Origin of the sequence: Mesorhizobium sp. L103C119B0, assembly GCF_000502235.1 — a bacterium.
Classification (GTDB): domain Bacteria; phylum Pseudomonadota; class Alphaproteobacteria; order Rhizobiales; family Rhizobiaceae; genus Mesorhizobium.
This window is the reverse complement of the sequence record NZ_AYXE01000009.1, coordinates 25,235-38,869: the sequence shown is the minus strand read 5'-3', so window position 1 is coordinate 38,869 and position 13,635 is coordinate 25,235. Positions and strand designations below refer to the sequence as shown.

Here is a 13,635-nt window from a genome sequence, read left to right as displayed (position 1 = left end):
GCTGCATCACTCGTTGTCGTTGGAGGGTACAGGGAGTGATTTAGCGCGCTGCCAGGGCGACAATTTTGAATCGCGCCAAGCATGCCAGCCTTTTGGCAAATCGGCCAATTCCAGGATGCTCTCATCCCGCTGAACCACATTCTGGAGGCTGACGAGCATTATCTCGGGTTCATCTCGATTTTTCTTGTCGCTGCTATGAAATTGCCAACTGCCACCCTCATCGTTGTGGTTATCGTCGTCATCAGCTTCGTGCACAACGTATGCGATCCAGTCACCACGTTTAAATATGCTTGTGTCCGACCACACCGCGACGTTGGGTGGGTCTTCGAACTTCCATTCCGCCATAGGAAACCCCAGATTCAAGCGGTCCGCACAAACCCCTCGCTCGCCCTCAACAGATTGCGCGTATAATCCTTCTCCACCCGATGCCCGATCAGCTGGCCCGCGGTGAGATTTTCCACCGCTTCGCCATTCTGCATCACCATCAGGCGCTCGCACATATGGGTGATGATGGCGAGGTCGTGGCTGACCATCAGGAAGGTCAGCTTGCGCCGCCGGCGAATTTCTTCGAGCAGGTTGAGCACTTCGGCCTGCACCGAAGCGTCGAGCGCCGATGTCGGTTCGTCGAGCAGCAGTATCGACGGTTCGAGGATGAGCGCCCGCGCGATCGCCACGCGCTGACGCTGACCTCCGGAGAGCTGGTGCGCGTAGCGGAAACGGAAACCGTTGCCTAATCCGACCTCGTCAAGGGCGCGCTGGATGCGTTGCTCGCCATCGGCAAAGCCGTGAATGGCGAGCGGTTCCTGCAGCAGGCGGTCGACGGTCTGGCGCGGGTGCAGCGAACCATACGGGTCCTGGAAGACCATCTGCACTTCGCGATAAAAAGCCTTGTCGCGGCGCGCTCCCAGCGTCTTGCCGTTGACCGTGATAGTGCCGGATTTGGCCGGCACCAGGCCGGCAATGGCTTTGAGCAGCGTCGACTTGCCGGAACCGCTCTCGCCGACCAGGCCGAAGGATTCGCCGGACTTCACCTCGAGGTTCGCCCCTTTCAGCGCGCGAAAACGGTCGAACACCACCTCCAGCCCTTCAATCGAAATGGCTGGCGTCATGCCGCCCACTCCGGCTTGCGGTCGAGCACCGGCAGCGGGTGGCGTTCGTAACCGATCCTGGGCATGCAGTTGAGCAGGCCGCGCGTGTAGGGATGCTGGGCGTCGCGCAGCTCCGACGCCTTGAGCTGCTCGACCACCTTGCCGGCATACATGACGATGACGCGGTCGCAGAAGGAGGCGACCAGCCGCAGATCGTGCGAGATGAAGATCAGACCCATGCCGCGCTCACTGACCAAGCGGTCGAGGATGCCGAGCACATCGAGCTGAACGGTGACGTCGAGCGCCGAGGTCGGCTCGTCGGCGATCATCAGTTCCGGTCCGGCGATCAGCATCATTGCGATCATGGCGCGCTGGCCCATCCCGCCGGACACCTCGTGCGGATGCAGGTCGAAGACACGCGAGGGATCGCGGATCTGCACAGCTTCCAGCATGGCCAGCGCCCGCTCGCGCGCTTCGGCCTTGGAGACCTTTTCATGCGTGCGCAGCGTCTCGACGATCTGGCGGCCGATGCTCATCACGGGGTCGAGCGAATATTTCGGATCCTGCAGGATCATGGCGATGCGTTTGCCGCGCAGCGCCCGGCGCTGACGGGCCGGTATGTCCAAAAGATCGATGCCGTCCAAGGCAAGCTTCTTGGCCGACACCAGAGCCTGCGGCGGCGTCAGCCCCATGATGGCGCGGCCGGTCTGCGACTTGCCGGAACCGCTTTCGCCGACAATGCCCAGCCGCTCTCGGCCGAGCGAAAAAGTGACGCCGCGCACCGCCTGGATGAGGCCGGTCCGAGTCGGGAAATCGACGCGCAGGTCGTCGACATCGAGAAGTGCGCCACTCATTGGTCACCGCTCATTGGTCGCCACTCCGGGGATCGAGCGCATCGCGCAGGCCGTCGCCAAGCAGGTTGAAGCCGAGGCTGACGATGAGGATGGCGAAGCCCGGCGCGCCGGCCACCCACCATTGGTCGAGCACGAAGCGGCGGCCGGACGCGATCATCGTGCCCCATTCCGGCAGCGGCGGCTGGGCGCCGAGGCCGAGGAAGCCGAGGCCGGCGGCGGTGAGGATGATGCCGGCCATGTCGAGCGTCACCCGGATGATGAGCGAAGAGATGCAGAGCGGCATGATGTGGCGCAGCACGATGCGGAACGGCGAGGCGCCCATCAATTGCACCGCCTTGATGTAATCGGAATTGCGCACGGTCATCGTTTCGGCGCGGGCAATTCGGGCGTAAGGCGGCCACGAGGTGATGGCGATGGCCATCACCGCGTTTTCGATGCCGGGGCCAAGGGCCGCGACAAAGGCCAGCGCCAGGATCAGCTTGGGGAAGGCGAGGAAGATGTCGGTAATGCGCATCAGAATGGCATCGGTCCAGCCGCCGGCATAGCCGGCGACGGTGCCGACCAAAAGGCCGATGGGGGCCGCTATGACGGCGACGAGAATGACGACATAGAGAGTCCAGCGTGAGCCGAAAAGAATGCGCGAATAGATATCGCGGCCGAGATCGTCGGTGCCGAACCAATGCGCCGCACTCGGCGCCAAAAGCCGGGCATTCTTGAGATCGCCGATGGTCGGCGAATAGGGCGCCAGCACATCGGCAAAGGCGGCGACCAGCAGCAGCGCGATGATGATGAGCAGGCCGAGAAACGCCAGCCGGTTGGCGGAAAAGCGCCGCCAAGCGACGTAGGCGCGGCCGAGCCGTGCCTGCATGCGCGAGGCCGGCCGATCGCTGAGCAGCCAATCGCGGCGCGTTTGGATTGCTTCGGCGCTCATCCTGTCTTCGTCCTCGGATCGAGCACCTTGTAGAGAACGTCGGACAGGAGATTGATGCCGATGAACACCGAACCGATGACGATGGTGCCGCCGAGCACGGCGTTCATGTCGGCGTTCTGCAGCGAATTGGTGATGTAGAGGCCGATGCCGGGCCAGGAGAACACCGTCTCGGTCAGCACCGAACCTTCGAGCAGCCCGGCATAGGACAGCGCGATCACCGTGACCATCGGCACCGCGGCGTTGCGCAGCGCATGGCCCCAGATGATTCGCGTTTCAGACAGGCCCTTGGCGCGCGCGGCGACGATGTATTCCTGCGACAGCTCATTCAGCATGAAGGAGCGCGTCATTCGGCTGATATAGGCGAGCGAGAAATAGCCCAGCAGCCCTGCCGGCAGGATGATGTGGCGGTAAGCGTCGTAGAAGACATCCCACTGGCCCTGCAGCGCGGCGTCGAGCAGGTAGAAGCCGGTGATCGGTGTGAATGTGTACTCGTAGACGATGTCGAGGCGGCCAGGAAAAGCCACCCATTGGAGCTTGGCGTAGAACAGGACAAGCCCCAAAAGCCCGATCCAGAAGATAGGCACGGAATAGCCAATCAGGCCGACAATGCGAACGATCTGGTCGATGAGACTGCCGCGTTTTACCGCTGCCAGCACGCCGAGCGGCACGCCGATCAACGAGCCTATCAGAGTGCCCAAAGTCGCCAGTTCGATCGTTGCCGGAAAGGCACGGCGGATGTCGGTCATCACAGGATTGGTGGTCAGCACAGAGGTGCCGAAATCACCGTTCAGCGCATGCTTGAGATAGATATAGAATTGCTCGATCAACGGAAGATCGAGCCCCATCTCGCGGCGGGTGCGCTCGACGACATTGGCCGGTGCGCGGTCGCCGAGCACCGCCAGCACCGGATCGATCGGGATGACGCGGCCGATGAAAAAGGTCACCGCGAGCAGGCCGAGATAGGTGGTGACGGCGATGACCAGGAAGCGGCCGATCGCCAACAAGATAGCGACGGCGCGGGCGCTTCCCTGCCCCGCCGTCGCCTGGTTTTCAATCGCGCTCATCAGGGCGCGTCCGCCGGCGCTATTCCTTGGAGACCGGGCCGACGAAGTTGGTGTCGAAGCTCGGACCGAGCGCAAAGCCTTTCAGGTTTTTGCGCAGGCCTGCCACTTCCAATTGCTGGTGGATGATGACGAAGGGGCTGGTGTCGAGGATCGTCTTTTCAAGACTCTTGTACATATCGGCGCGCTTGCCGGCATCCTTCTCCAGCAAGGCTGCTTCGGTCTGCTTTGTCAGGTCCGGGATGTCCCAGGCATTGCGCCAGGCCAGCGTCTTGGTCTTGCCTTCATCCGAATTGTCCGGGTTTGAGGCAAAGGTCTGGGCGTTGGAGTTCGGATCGAAATAGTCCTGGCCCCACTGGCCGATATAGATGTCATGATTGCGGGCGCGGTATTTGGTCAGCGTCTGCTTGCCGTCGCCCGGGATAATTTCCAGCTTGATGCCGGCTTGGCCAAGCGTCTGCTGGATCGATTCCGCCATGCCCGTTGTCGGCTGTCCCGTGCGTACGTCCATGGTTACGCTGAAGCCGTCGGCCAGGCCGGCCTTGGTCAGCAGTTCCTTGGCTTTGGCGACGTCGAACTTGAACGGATTTTCGTCCAGTTCGCCCAGCACGCCCTTGGGCAGGAAGGTCTGGTGAATCTCGCCAATGCCCTTGAGGATGGTCGTGCTCAGCGCATCGTAGTCGACCAGATATTTGAACGCCTGGCGAACCTCGGGCTTGGCGAGGTTCGGATTCTTCTGGTTGAGACTGATGTAAAAGACCGTGCCCTTCGGCGCGCTGGTCGTGGTGAGATCGGCATTCTTGGCGATGGCGTCGAGATCGTTCGGCTCGAGGTTGCGGGCAACGTCGATGTCGCCTGCTTCGAGCGCCAGGCGCTGTGCCGAGCTTTCCTTCATGTTGCGGTAGATGACGCGGGCGAGCTTGGCCTTCTCGCCATTGTAATTGTCGTTGCGCTCCAGCACGACGACCTCATTGGCCCGCCATTCGCGCAGCTTGTAGGCGCCGGAGCCGGCATAACCGGTCTTCAGGAAGGCGTTGCCGAAATCGTTGTCCCATTTGTAGTCGGCACTCGGCGTCACCGCGGCGACATGTTCCTTGACCAGCTTTGCGTCGACGACCGAAGCGACCGTTGCCGACAGGCAGTTTAACACGAAGCTCGGCGCATAGGCCTTGTCGACGGTGAACTGGAAGGTGGTATCGTCGACGGCCTTGGCCTTGTCGGCAACATTGTCGCCGCTGATGCCGAACTGGTTGATGATGAATGCCGGCGGCTTATCCAGCTTGATGGCGCGCTCGAAGGAATAGGCGACATCGGCGGCCGTCAGTGGATTGCCCGAAGCGAACTTTAGGCCGGGCTTGAGCTTGAACGTATAGACCAGGCCGTCGTCGGAGACGGTCCAGCTCTCGGCAAGGTCGCCCTTGACCTTGGAGGTGTCGCTGAGGTCGAGGCGGACCAGCAGATCATAGGTGTTGCCGGTGACTTCGGCGGTCGACAGTTCGAACGCCTCGCCCGGATCCATGGAGATGATGTCGTCGATGGCAAAACCTTCGACCAGCGTGTCGGCGGGGGTCACGGCAAAGGCCGGCGCGACGCCAATGAGCAGAGCGGACATGGCAGCACCTGCGAGCCAGACGCGCGAACGTAGAGCAAACTTTTCCATCATCATGATGATTGTTCCCTGTTTTGTTGATTGTTGACCCCGAGTTCCCGGCTCAGGGCTGCAGTAATCTTTTTCGCGGCCGGAGGACGACCGTTAGACCCCATACCGTGTTGATTTTTTTCCAGTTGGTCAACACCCTATCCGGCAGCCCTCCAACCGGCAACGGGCATTTTTGCGAGCCGGCATACTGGACCGGAATATGCTGTGCGCGTCGAAGCATGGGCGAGCCAATTGCAGCCGCCGATGGGGAAAAATCTGCTCTTTTCGGTGTTACTTGATGGCAGCAACCAGATCGGCGTCGGGGAAGCAGGTGGCGGGGCGGCCGTTCTTTTCCTGCCAGCTGCCGATCGAGCGGCGGGTCTTGAAGCCGGGCAGGCCGTCGGCGCTGCCGACATCGTAGCCCTTGGCCTCCAGCGCCCGTTGCAGCGCGGCGATGTCGGAACGATGCAGGCCGCCGACCGCACCCCAGCTGCCGACGAAATCAGCATCGCCATGGGCGATGCGGTCAGCGCCATGGCCGATGAACAGGGCGTAGAGGTCGCTGGTGTTGTATTGCTTCAGCACGTAGAAATTTGTCGTGGCGATGAAGGCCGGACCGCTGCGTCCGGCCGGCATCAAAAGGAACCCTTCCGCCTTCGGTTCGTTGGCCGGAAAGGCTTTGCCGCCGACGCGGCTGATTCCCATCGCCGCCCAGGCTGAGATCTTCTTGCCCTGGTCGGGACCTTCGAGCGAGCAGGAAACGCTTTCCGGAACCGTCACCTCGAAACCCCAGCCACGCCCCTTCACCCAGCCATAGTGGACGAGATAGTTGGCGATCGAGGCCAGCACGTCCGGCGTCGAATTCCAGATGTCCGGGTGCCCATCACCGTCGTAGTCGACGGCGTGCTTCAGGAACGAGGTCGGCATGAATTGCGGCTGGCCGAGCGCGCCGGCCCAGGACGATTTCATGGCGCCGACCGGCGCCAACCCATGCTCGACGATCTCGAGCGCCGCCAGTACCTCGGTGCGGAAGAAGTCCTTCTTGGTCGACATGAACGCCTTGGTGCCGAGAACCTCGAAGGCGTCGTAGGGCATTTTCGCCGCGCCGAAGCCGGTCTCGCGGCCCCAGATCGCCAACAGTATCTCGCCCGGGACACCGTAGCGCTTTTCGATCGCAGCCAGCGTCTTGGCGTTGGCCGCCTCGCGCGTGCGCCCACCTGACGTGACGGCGCGCACCGTCTTTTCGGCGAAATAGGCGCCGGGCGAACCGAACTCGGCCTGATGCTGTTTTTGCGGAGTTTTGGGTTTCTCGCCGGGCAGGACGAGGTCGGGCAATTTGAGGTTCGGCTTCACGCCGTCGAAAGCGGCGTCGAAGGTGGATTTGGAGATGCCTTTGGTCTGGGCTTCCGGCCAGAGATCGGTTTTCAGCCAGGCGCGGAACTGGTCGTCGATTTTGGCGGCGGAGGCGGGGGCTACAAAAAGCAGGGCAACGAGGGATGCGAGAAGCGCAACGAGCGCCAATCCAAAAGATCCGCGTTCTGTCGCGCCCCCCTCTGTCCTGCCGGACATCTCCCCCTCAAGGGGGGAGATTGGCTGTCGCTTCGGTTTTCGCCAACCACCAGCGTTGAAAGAAGAATGCCGCCCGAGAAGCTGCTGATCTCCCCCCTTGAGGGGGAGATGTCCGGCAGGACAGAGGGGGGTGTTTGGCGCAAACCTCGAAGAATGCGAAGCTTTCATGTCGCACATCCTGCCCGCCAATTGCGTCAAAACGCCGTCCGCGAGCGCAAGGCCGCCGCCAGCGTCCCCTCATCCAGATAGTCGAGTTCGCCGCCGACCGGCACGCCATGCGCAAGTCTGGTGACCTTGATCTCGAAACCCGAGAGCTGGTCGGTGAGATAATGCGCCGTCGTCTGGCCCTCGACCGTGGCGTTGACGGCGAGGATCACCTCCTTCACCTCGCCGCCGGCGACGCGGTCGACCAGCGAGCGGACATTGAGCTGGTCGGGGCCGATGCCGTCGAGCGGCGATAGCGTGCCGCCGAGCACGTGGTAGCGCACATTCATGGCCGCCGCCCGCTCCAGCGCCCAGAGGTCGGAGACATCCTCGACGACGATCAGCGTCGAGGCATCGCGGCGCGGATCGGTGCAGATCATGCAAGGGTCGGAGGTATCGACGTTGCCGCAGGTCGTGCAGATGCGCACCTTGTCGGCGGCTTCAGCCATGGCGGCGGCGAGCGGCGACAAAAGCTGCTCCTTCTTCTTGATGAGGTGCAGTGCCGCACGCCTGGCCGAACGCGGCCCTAGCCCCGGCACCTTGGCCAGGAGCTGGATCAGGCGTTCGATCTCGGGACCGGCGATTCGCTTCGACATCGCACTGATCTAGGATTTTTCCGCGCGCTTTGAAACATGCCGCATACGCACCGAGCCCGCCATGCTGCCATGGCGGGCTTGGAAACTGTTTTTGGCGTCAGTAAGCTGACGCTGGCCGGGTCTGGTCGATAATCATCGCGCCGATAGCGTCGGTATTCTCAGGCGTCGACTGGAAGCCCATCGACGCTTCCTGCGTTGCCGATGGAACCGAGGTGATGTGGCGGGCGTTCAGCGTGCCGCCGAAACGCGAGGCATCGGGCTCGGCCATCGGCTCCTGCATCGCCACCTCCGTCTGCTTGGCGGCGACGCGGGCGCTCTTGGCGGGCGCCGCGGAAGCCGTCACATAGGTCTGCTCGGCCGGGGCACGTGTCGCCTTGGCTGCGCGAACCGCCGCGGCCTGCTTGGCAGGATCTGGACGGACAATGGTCTTCACCACCGGCTCGGCGTAGGCAACCTGCACCGGCGCTTCAGGCACAGGCGCGCGCGGCTGCGCCGAGGCAACCATGGTCGTGGATTCATCCGGCAGCGGCTGCCAGTTGCGACCGCGCTTCTCGTAGAAGGCGTTGCCGCCGGCAACCATGGTGTAATGCATGTTCTTGTAGGGGAACCTCAGGCCGGCGGTGTGGAAGTACATCGTGTTTTTCAGCTTGGCCTTGCGCTCGCCCTTGAGCACCGCATCGGCGGCCTCCTCGACATCGGGCATCGCTTTCGAATTCATCGCCCGCGTCATCACGCCGGGCGCGAACTGGCCCGGTTCGCCAACCACTTGGCAAATGGTGCTGCCATGATTGCCGGAGCGCAGCCGGTTCATCACCACCGTGCCGACGGCGATCATGCCGTCACGGCTCGAGCGGTTGGACTCGAAGAACATCGCCCGCTCCAGACATTCCTTCTCCTTCGGCGTGTTGCGGTAGGCGCGCGTCGAAAGGAAGCTGGGCGTGATGGCGTCGGTCAGACTGGCGACCGACAGGCCGTGCGAAGACGTGGTCTGGCTGCAACCGGCCAGGAACATAGGGGAGAAGATGATGCCGAGCAGAAGCGGCGTCTTCCATCGCGTCGCGATCAACAAAAATGCCTCATTGTCCAGATGCCAGCCCGCCCCGAGATGTGGCAAGAATGAGACTCTTAAAGGCAAAAAGATGGCTAAAGGATTAGCTTTCGTGCAGCATAGGTAAAACTTTATAAATGCCCGGATATGTCCGCGTGAGCAAAGCCGGAGAAAGTCTTAACAACAGCCTCCGCAGCCGATTTCCCTTCATAATCAATTAACTGGTTGGAGCCGGCTCAGAACGGCAATTTCATTCCGGGCGGGATCGGCAAGCCTGCCGTCAGCGCCTTGGTCTTCTCCTGCATAATCTGCTCGACCTTATTTTTGGCGTCATTGTGAGCGGCCAGCAGCAGGTCTTCGAGAATCTCGACCTCGTCCTCCTTGAACAGCGACGGATCGATCTTCAGCGACTTCATTTCGAACTTGCCGGTCAGCGTGACATTGACCAGCCCGCCGCCCGCCTGCCCGCTTGCTTCAATCGTCGCGATCTCGTCCTGCATGGCCTGGAACTTGGCCTGCATTTCCTTCGCCTTGCCCATCAGGCCGAGAAGATCTTTCATGGTCGGGTCCTTTGCGGATTCGTGGCTATGGTCAGGTTTCGTCGTCGTCGGACGGCGGCTCGACCGGCGCTTCGGCCTTGTCGGTGTCGACTTCCGGCGCGTCGGGAATGCGCACGTCGATGATCTTGGCGCCGGGAAAGCGCGCCAGGATGGCGGCCACAGCCGGATCGCTTTTCGCGTCGGAGAAAGCAGTCTCGCGCCTGGTCGATTCCATCTCGGCCAGCGTTTGGCCGCCCTCTTCCTTCGACAATGACACCAGCCAGTTGCGGCCGGTCCAGGCGCGCAGCTTCGTCGTCAAGTCGTTGAGCAGCATCTTGGGCGCATCGGCGGTCAGGCCGACGTCGATACGGCCGGGCTCGATGCGCACCAGGCGAATACAGCTCTTGACCAGCACCTTAAAGGCGATGTCACGCTGCGCGTCGGCAAGAGCGACAATATCGGCCAGCGATTTCAGCGGCGGCGATTGCGGCTCGACGACCGGCTGCGGAGGCGCGACAAAGGCGACCGGGGGCGCGTCGACCAATCGCATGGTTTGCGCACCGGCTGGCCCGGACGGCATCCGGGTCTGCGCTACCGCGCTGGCGCCGCCGCCATTGCCGGCATTTACCGGCGCACCATTCGGGCGTGACGCACCACCGGACGCCGGAGCGCCGCTCTCTAGAGATTTCAGCGCCTCGTCCAGCGTCGGCAGGTCGGCGGCATGCGCCAGCCGGATCAGCACCATCTCGCCGGCGCTGACCGGTCGGTTGGACGACTGCACCTCGGGAATGCCTTTCAAGAGCATCTGCCAGGTTCGCGACAGAACCTTGACCGACAGCGTGCTGGCGAAGTCGGCGCCGCGGCGGCGCTCATCCTCGGACAGGGAAGCGTCGTCGGCAGCCGTCGGCACGAAGCGCAGCCGGGTGACGAGGTGGTTGAATTCGGCCAGATCGGTCAGCACGGCAACCGGATCGGCGCCGGTGTCGTACTGGTTGCGGAATTCGGCAAGGGCGGCCGCCACATCGCCTTTCATGACATGTTCGAACAGGTCGACGATGCGGGCGCGGTCGGCGAGACCCAGCATGGCGCGCACCGCTTCGGCGCTGACGGCGCCGCCGCCATGGGCGATTGCCTGGTCGAGGATGGAGAGCGAATCGCGGGCCGAGCCTTCGGCGGCGCGCGCGATCATCGCCAGCGCGTCGTCGTCTACCGAAATGCCTTCCTTGCCGGCAATGGAGGCGAGATGCGCGACCAGCGCGCCGGCATCGATGCGTCTCAGGTCGAAACGCTGGCAGCGCGACAGCACGGTGATCGGCACTTTGCGGATTTCGGTGGTGGCAAAGATGAATTTGACGTGCGGCGGCGGCTCTTCCAGCGTCTTCAACAGGCCGTTGAAGGCCTGGGTGGAGAGCATGTGCACTTCGTCGATGATGTAGACTTTGTAGCGCGCCGACACCGGGGCATAGCGCACGCGCTCGATAATGTCCCTGATGTCGTCGATGCCGGTATGCGACGCGGCGTCCATCTCGATGACGTCGACATGGCGGCCTTCCATGATCGCCTGGCAGTGCTCGCCCAGGAGGGCGAGGTCGACCGAGGGATGGTCGACCGTCGGCGTCTTGTAGTTGAGCGCCCGCGCCAGGATGCGCGCCGTCGTGGTCTTACCGACGCCGCGCACGCCGGTCAGCATCCAGGCCTGGGCGATGCGGCCTGTGGAGAAAGCGTTGGTCAAAGTGCGGACCATCGGCTCCTGGCCGATCAGTTCCGAGAAATTCGACGGACGATATTTGCGCGCCAGCACGCGATAGGCGACGGCCTTTTGCTTCTCCAGGTTTTCGGGGTCCGAATTTCCGGCTTCGCTCATTCGCCCGTAAAGCTCCAAAAGGCCGCGTCTCAGCGTAGCCGATTCCTGCTAGATCGTTTCACCGTTTTCTGAAACGGCAAACCGCTCTACCCTTTGCTTTAACGCAATTCCGGACGGGAAACCGCTCACACTTTCCCTGGAATTGCTCCAATAGTCTCGCCCGCGCTGCAATGCGTCGTCAATGTCGCGAGAGGGGCCGATGAGGTGGGAGGCTGGAACAATGACCCGTTCCGGGCTCGTTAGGGCTGCTTCCTTCCGGACCTGACCCGGTTGGCGAGTGGATCGTCCACCACCAACCTCCCGCGTTCCATATCGGCAATTCAGCGATCAAATGCAAGGGTGCATTGAGAATCGGATGCCCTTGAACTCCGCCGCTCAATGAATCGCTTGCAGCCCCCGTGCAGCCGCTCTAGCGTCATGAGTTTGGGAATAATGCGAGAAGCGCAAGGGAAACGCCAATGCTACCGGGCCTCAAGGCCGGATTCACGCTCGACTCCAGGCTGGAGGCGGATAGCGAGCAGCTGATGTGGCTCGGCCTGTGCGAGCTCAGGGTGATGAACGATAGCCGCTGGCCATGGCTGGTCCTGGTGCCGCAGCGGCCGGGGGCCGAAGAAATCCACGACATGACGCCGCTCGACCAGGCGATGTTGACCTTCGAAACCAACATGGTGGCGCAGGCGCTGAAAAGAACCACGGGCTGCACCAAGATCAACACCGGCGCGCTCGGCAACATCGTTCGGCAATTGCATGTCCACGTCATCGCCCGCTCGGAAGGCGATCCGGGCTGGCCGGGGCCGGTGTGGGGGCACGGCATGCGCGAGCCCTATGAGCGTTCAGGCATCCGCCAATTTGCGCAACAGATCAAGGCGGCGCTATAAGCCGCCTGTGTCCATCCCTAGACGTTCGAGCTTCCATGACCTTTCGCCTTTTTGACGCGCCCTTGCGCGAACCGAGCCAGTTCGTCGGCTTCGCCGGAAACACGATTGATCGGCAATCCGAGAACCGCGCCGACGATTCCGTCGAAAGGGCGTTGGCCGATCCCTCGGCACGTCTTCTGCCGATGCATGGCGGACGGCTGTATCTGAAATTGCACGATGGCAGCTTCGACCCTTGGTTCGATCTGGCTGAGAGCCAGAAGCTGCAGCCATCACTCGCACAAGGCGTGCTGCTTGGCTTTGCCGAGAGCGGCCCGGTCCTTGCCGTGCCGGTCGGCCTCGATCCCGAACAGCTACCGGAGACCATGAAGGCGATCGATTATCGCTCGGTCTATATGCAGGGGCTGATCGACGAGGCGGCAGCGGGCGCGCTGGCGCAAGGCGCCGCCCTGCTTGCCTGGCATGCCACCCATCGCTTCTGCAGCAAATGCGGCCATGAATCGCATATGCGGGCCGGCGGCTACAAGCGCCATTGCCCAAATTGCGGCACCGAGCACTTTCCACGCACCGATCCGGTGGCGATTATGCTGACGGCGACGCGGGAAAAATGCCTGCTCGGCCGCGGCCGGCATTTCGGGCCCGGCATGTACTCGGCGCTTGCCGGCTTCATCGAGCCGGGCGAGACGATCGAGGCGGCGGTGCGCCGCGAAACGCTGGAGGAAGCCGGCATCCGGCTCGGCCGCGTCGTCTACCATGCCAGCCAACCCTGGCCGTTCCCCTATTCGCTGATGATCGGCTGTTTCGGCGAACCGCTCAATGACGACATCCAGGCCGATCTCAACGAGTTGGAAGATTGCCGCTGGTTTTTTCGCGACGAGGTGCGTTCCATGCTGGAGAGGACGCACAAGGACAATCTGGTCACGCCGCCGAAAGGCGCGATCGCGCATCATCTGATCCGCGCCTGGGTCGACAGCGAATAAGACTTGTTATTTTACGCAATTCCGGACGGAAAACCGCTTCACACTTTTCCTGGAATTGCTTAACGGGAGCAAAAAATGATCCGTCACACCGTGGTTTTCACCCTGAAGCACCCGCAGTACTCGCTGGAGGAAAAGCGGTTCCTCTCCGATGCCAAGCGCATTCTCAGCGCAATCAAGGGCGTCACCCATTTCGAGCCGCTGCGGCAAGTCAGCCCGAAAAACGACTATCACTTCGGCTTCTCGATGGAGTTCGTCGATCAGGCCGCCTACACCAGATATAACGAGCATCCCGACCACGTTGCCTTCGTGCGCGACCGCTGGATCCCGGAAGTCGAAACCTTCATGGAAATCGACTATGTGCCGCTGACCCTGCTGGTTTAGGGAACC

14 protein-coding genes and 1 other RNA gene are annotated in these 13,635 nt (G+C 62.3%); 3 read left to right on the top strand and 12 right to left on the bottom strand.

What is annotated here, in order from left to right:
* Positions 1 to 6: 6 nt before the first annotated feature.
* The 12 genes from X728_RS149695 to ffs all read right to left on the bottom strand — a co-directional run bounded on the left by X728_RS149695 (position 7) and on the right by ffs (position 11,694).
* A complete protein-coding gene (locus X728_RS149695) occupies positions 7 to 345 on the bottom strand; it encodes a DUF2185 domain-containing protein (RefSeq protein WP_023831929.1) in 339 nt (112 codons plus the stop codon).
* A gap of 14 nt (positions 346 to 359) precedes the next feature.
* A complete protein-coding gene (locus X728_RS149700; RefSeq protein WP_023688757.1) occupies positions 360 to 1,109 on the bottom strand; it encodes an ABC transporter ATP-binding protein in 750 nt (249 codons plus the stop codon).
* The gene (locus tag X728_RS149705) at positions 1,106 to 1,942 is read right to left on the bottom strand and encodes an ABC transporter ATP-binding protein (protein ID WP_023831928.1); all 837 of its coding nucleotides are present in this window, start codon (positions 1,940 to 1,942) and stop codon (positions 1,106 to 1,108) included. Before X728_RS149705 ends, X728_RS149700 begins: the two co-directional genes overlap by 4 nt.
* A gap of 10 nt (positions 1,943 to 1,952) precedes the next feature.
* Positions 1,953 to 2,873 carry a nickel transporter permease gene (gene nikC / locus X728_RS149710; RefSeq protein WP_023831927.1) on the bottom strand — a complete coding sequence of 307 codons (921 nt, stop codon included), beginning with the start codon at positions 2,871 to 2,873 and terminating at the stop codon, positions 1,953 to 1,955.
* On the bottom strand, positions 2,870 to 3,937 hold the full coding sequence (locus X728_RS149715) for an ABC transporter permease (protein WP_023669524.1): 1,068 nt from the start codon (positions 3,935 to 3,937) through the stop codon (positions 2,870 to 2,872). The genes nikC and X728_RS149715 overlap by 4 nt, the downstream gene beginning before the upstream one ends.
* A 19-nt stretch (positions 3,938 to 3,956) precedes the next feature.
* Positions 3,957 to 5,600: an ABC transporter substrate-binding protein gene (locus X728_RS149720; RefSeq protein ID WP_023682026.1), complete on the bottom strand. Its 1,644-nt coding sequence runs from the start codon at positions 5,598 to 5,600 to the stop codon at positions 3,957 to 3,959.
* A gap of 264 nt (positions 5,601 to 5,864) precedes the next feature.
* The gene (locus tag X728_RS149725; protein ID WP_023696744.1) at positions 5,865 to 7,142 is read right to left on the bottom strand and encodes a lytic murein transglycosylase; all 1,278 of its coding nucleotides are present in this window, start codon (positions 7,140 to 7,142) and stop codon (positions 5,865 to 5,867) included.
* A gap of 194 nt (positions 7,143 to 7,336) precedes the next feature.
* A complete protein-coding gene (gene recR, locus X728_RS149730; protein WP_023696745.1) occupies positions 7,337 to 7,942 on the bottom strand; it encodes a recombination mediator RecR in 606 nt (201 codons plus the stop codon).
* A 97-nt stretch (positions 7,943 to 8,039) separates the two neighbouring features.
* Entirely contained in the window at positions 8,040 to 9,008 is a 969-nt protein-coding gene (locus tag X728_RS149735) for a cell wall hydrolase (RefSeq protein ID WP_023696746.1), read from the bottom strand.
* A gap of 218 nt (positions 9,009 to 9,226) precedes the next feature.
* The gene (locus X728_RS149740; RefSeq protein WP_023669519.1) at positions 9,227 to 9,550 is read right to left on the bottom strand and encodes a YbaB/EbfC family nucleoid-associated protein; all 324 of its coding nucleotides are present in this window, start codon (positions 9,548 to 9,550) and stop codon (positions 9,227 to 9,229) included.
* A gap of 31 nt (positions 9,551 to 9,581) precedes the next feature.
* Positions 9,582 to 11,393, bottom strand: coding sequence for a DNA polymerase III subunit gamma/tau (locus X728_RS149745; RefSeq protein WP_023699443.1), 1,812 nt, complete (start codon positions 11,391 to 11,393; stop codon positions 9,582 to 9,584).
* Between the two features lie 204 nt (positions 11,394 to 11,597).
* Positions 11,598 to 11,694, bottom strand: an RNA gene (gene ffs / locus X728_RS1000000169070) — signal recognition particle sRNA small type.
* Positions 11,695 to 11,851: 157 nt separating this feature from the next.
* Between ffs and X728_RS149750 the strand changes: the two genes are divergently transcribed.
* The 3 genes from X728_RS149750 to X728_RS149760 all read left to right on the top strand — a co-directional run bounded on the left by X728_RS149750 (position 11,852) and on the right by X728_RS149760 (position 13,629).
* Complete coding sequence (locus X728_RS149750; RefSeq protein WP_023682032.1) at positions 11,852 to 12,271, top strand: HIT family protein; 420 nt, start codon at positions 11,852 to 11,854, stop codon at positions 12,269 to 12,271.
* A gap of 35 nt (positions 12,272 to 12,306) precedes the next feature.
* Positions 12,307 to 13,248, top strand: coding sequence for an NAD(+) diphosphatase (nudC, locus tag X728_RS149755; protein ID WP_023682033.1), 942 nt, complete (start codon positions 12,307 to 12,309; stop codon positions 13,246 to 13,248).
* A 75-nt stretch (positions 13,249 to 13,323) separates the two neighbouring features.
* On the top strand, positions 13,324 to 13,629 hold the full coding sequence (locus tag X728_RS149760; RefSeq protein WP_023669515.1) for a Dabb family protein: 306 nt from the start codon (positions 13,324 to 13,326) through the stop codon (positions 13,627 to 13,629).
* Positions 13,630 to 13,635 lie beyond the last annotated feature (6 nt).

Excerpts from the sequence above, each read along its gene's own strand:
- X728_RS149725 (WP_023696744.1), bottom strand. The coding sequence starts at position 7,142 with ATGTCCGGCAGGACAGAGGGGGGCGCGACAGAACGCGGATCTTTTGGA.
- X728_RS149750 (WP_023682032.1), top strand. The coding sequence starts at position 11,852 with ATGCTACCGGGCCTCAAGGCCGGATTCACGCTCGACTCCAGGCTGGAG.
- nudC (WP_023682033.1), top strand. The coding sequence starts at position 12,307 with ATGACCTTTCGCCTTTTTGACGCGCCCTTGCGCGAACCGAGCCAGTTC.
- X728_RS149740 (WP_023669519.1), bottom strand. The coding sequence starts at position 9,550 with ATGAAAGATCTTCTCGGCCTGATGGGCAAGGCGAAGGAAATGCAGGCC.
- X728_RS149715 (WP_023669524.1), bottom strand. The coding sequence starts at position 3,937 with ATGAGCGCGATTGAAAACCAGGCGACGGCGGGGCAGGGAAGCGCCCGC.
- X728_RS149745 (WP_023699443.1), bottom strand. The coding sequence starts at position 11,393 with ATGAGCGAAGCCGGAAATTCGGACCCCGAAAACCTGGAGAAGCAAAAG.
- nikC (WP_023831927.1), bottom strand. The coding sequence starts at position 2,873 with ATGAGCGCCGAAGCAATCCAAACGCGCCGCGATTGGCTGCTCAGCGAT.
- X728_RS149760 (WP_023669515.1), top strand. The coding sequence starts at position 13,324 with ATGATCCGTCACACCGTGGTTTTCACCCTGAAGCACCCGCAGTACTCG.
- X728_RS149705 (WP_023831928.1), bottom strand. The coding sequence starts at position 1,942 with ATGAGTGGCGCACTTCTCGATGTCGACGACCTGCGCGTCGATTTCCCG.
- X728_RS149720 (WP_023682026.1), bottom strand. The coding sequence starts at position 5,600 with ATGATGATGGAAAAGTTTGCTCTACGTTCGCGCGTCTGGCTCGCAGGT.
- X728_RS149695 (WP_023831929.1), bottom strand. The coding sequence starts at position 345 with ATGGCGGAATGGAAGTTCGAAGACCCACCCAACGTCGCGGTGTGGTCG.
- X728_RS149700 (WP_023688757.1), bottom strand. The coding sequence starts at position 1,109 with ATGACGCCAGCCATTTCGATTGAAGGGCTGGAGGTGGTGTTCGACCGT.
- recR (WP_023696745.1), bottom strand. The coding sequence starts at position 7,942 with ATGTCGAAGCGAATCGCCGGTCCCGAGATCGAACGCCTGATCCAGCTC.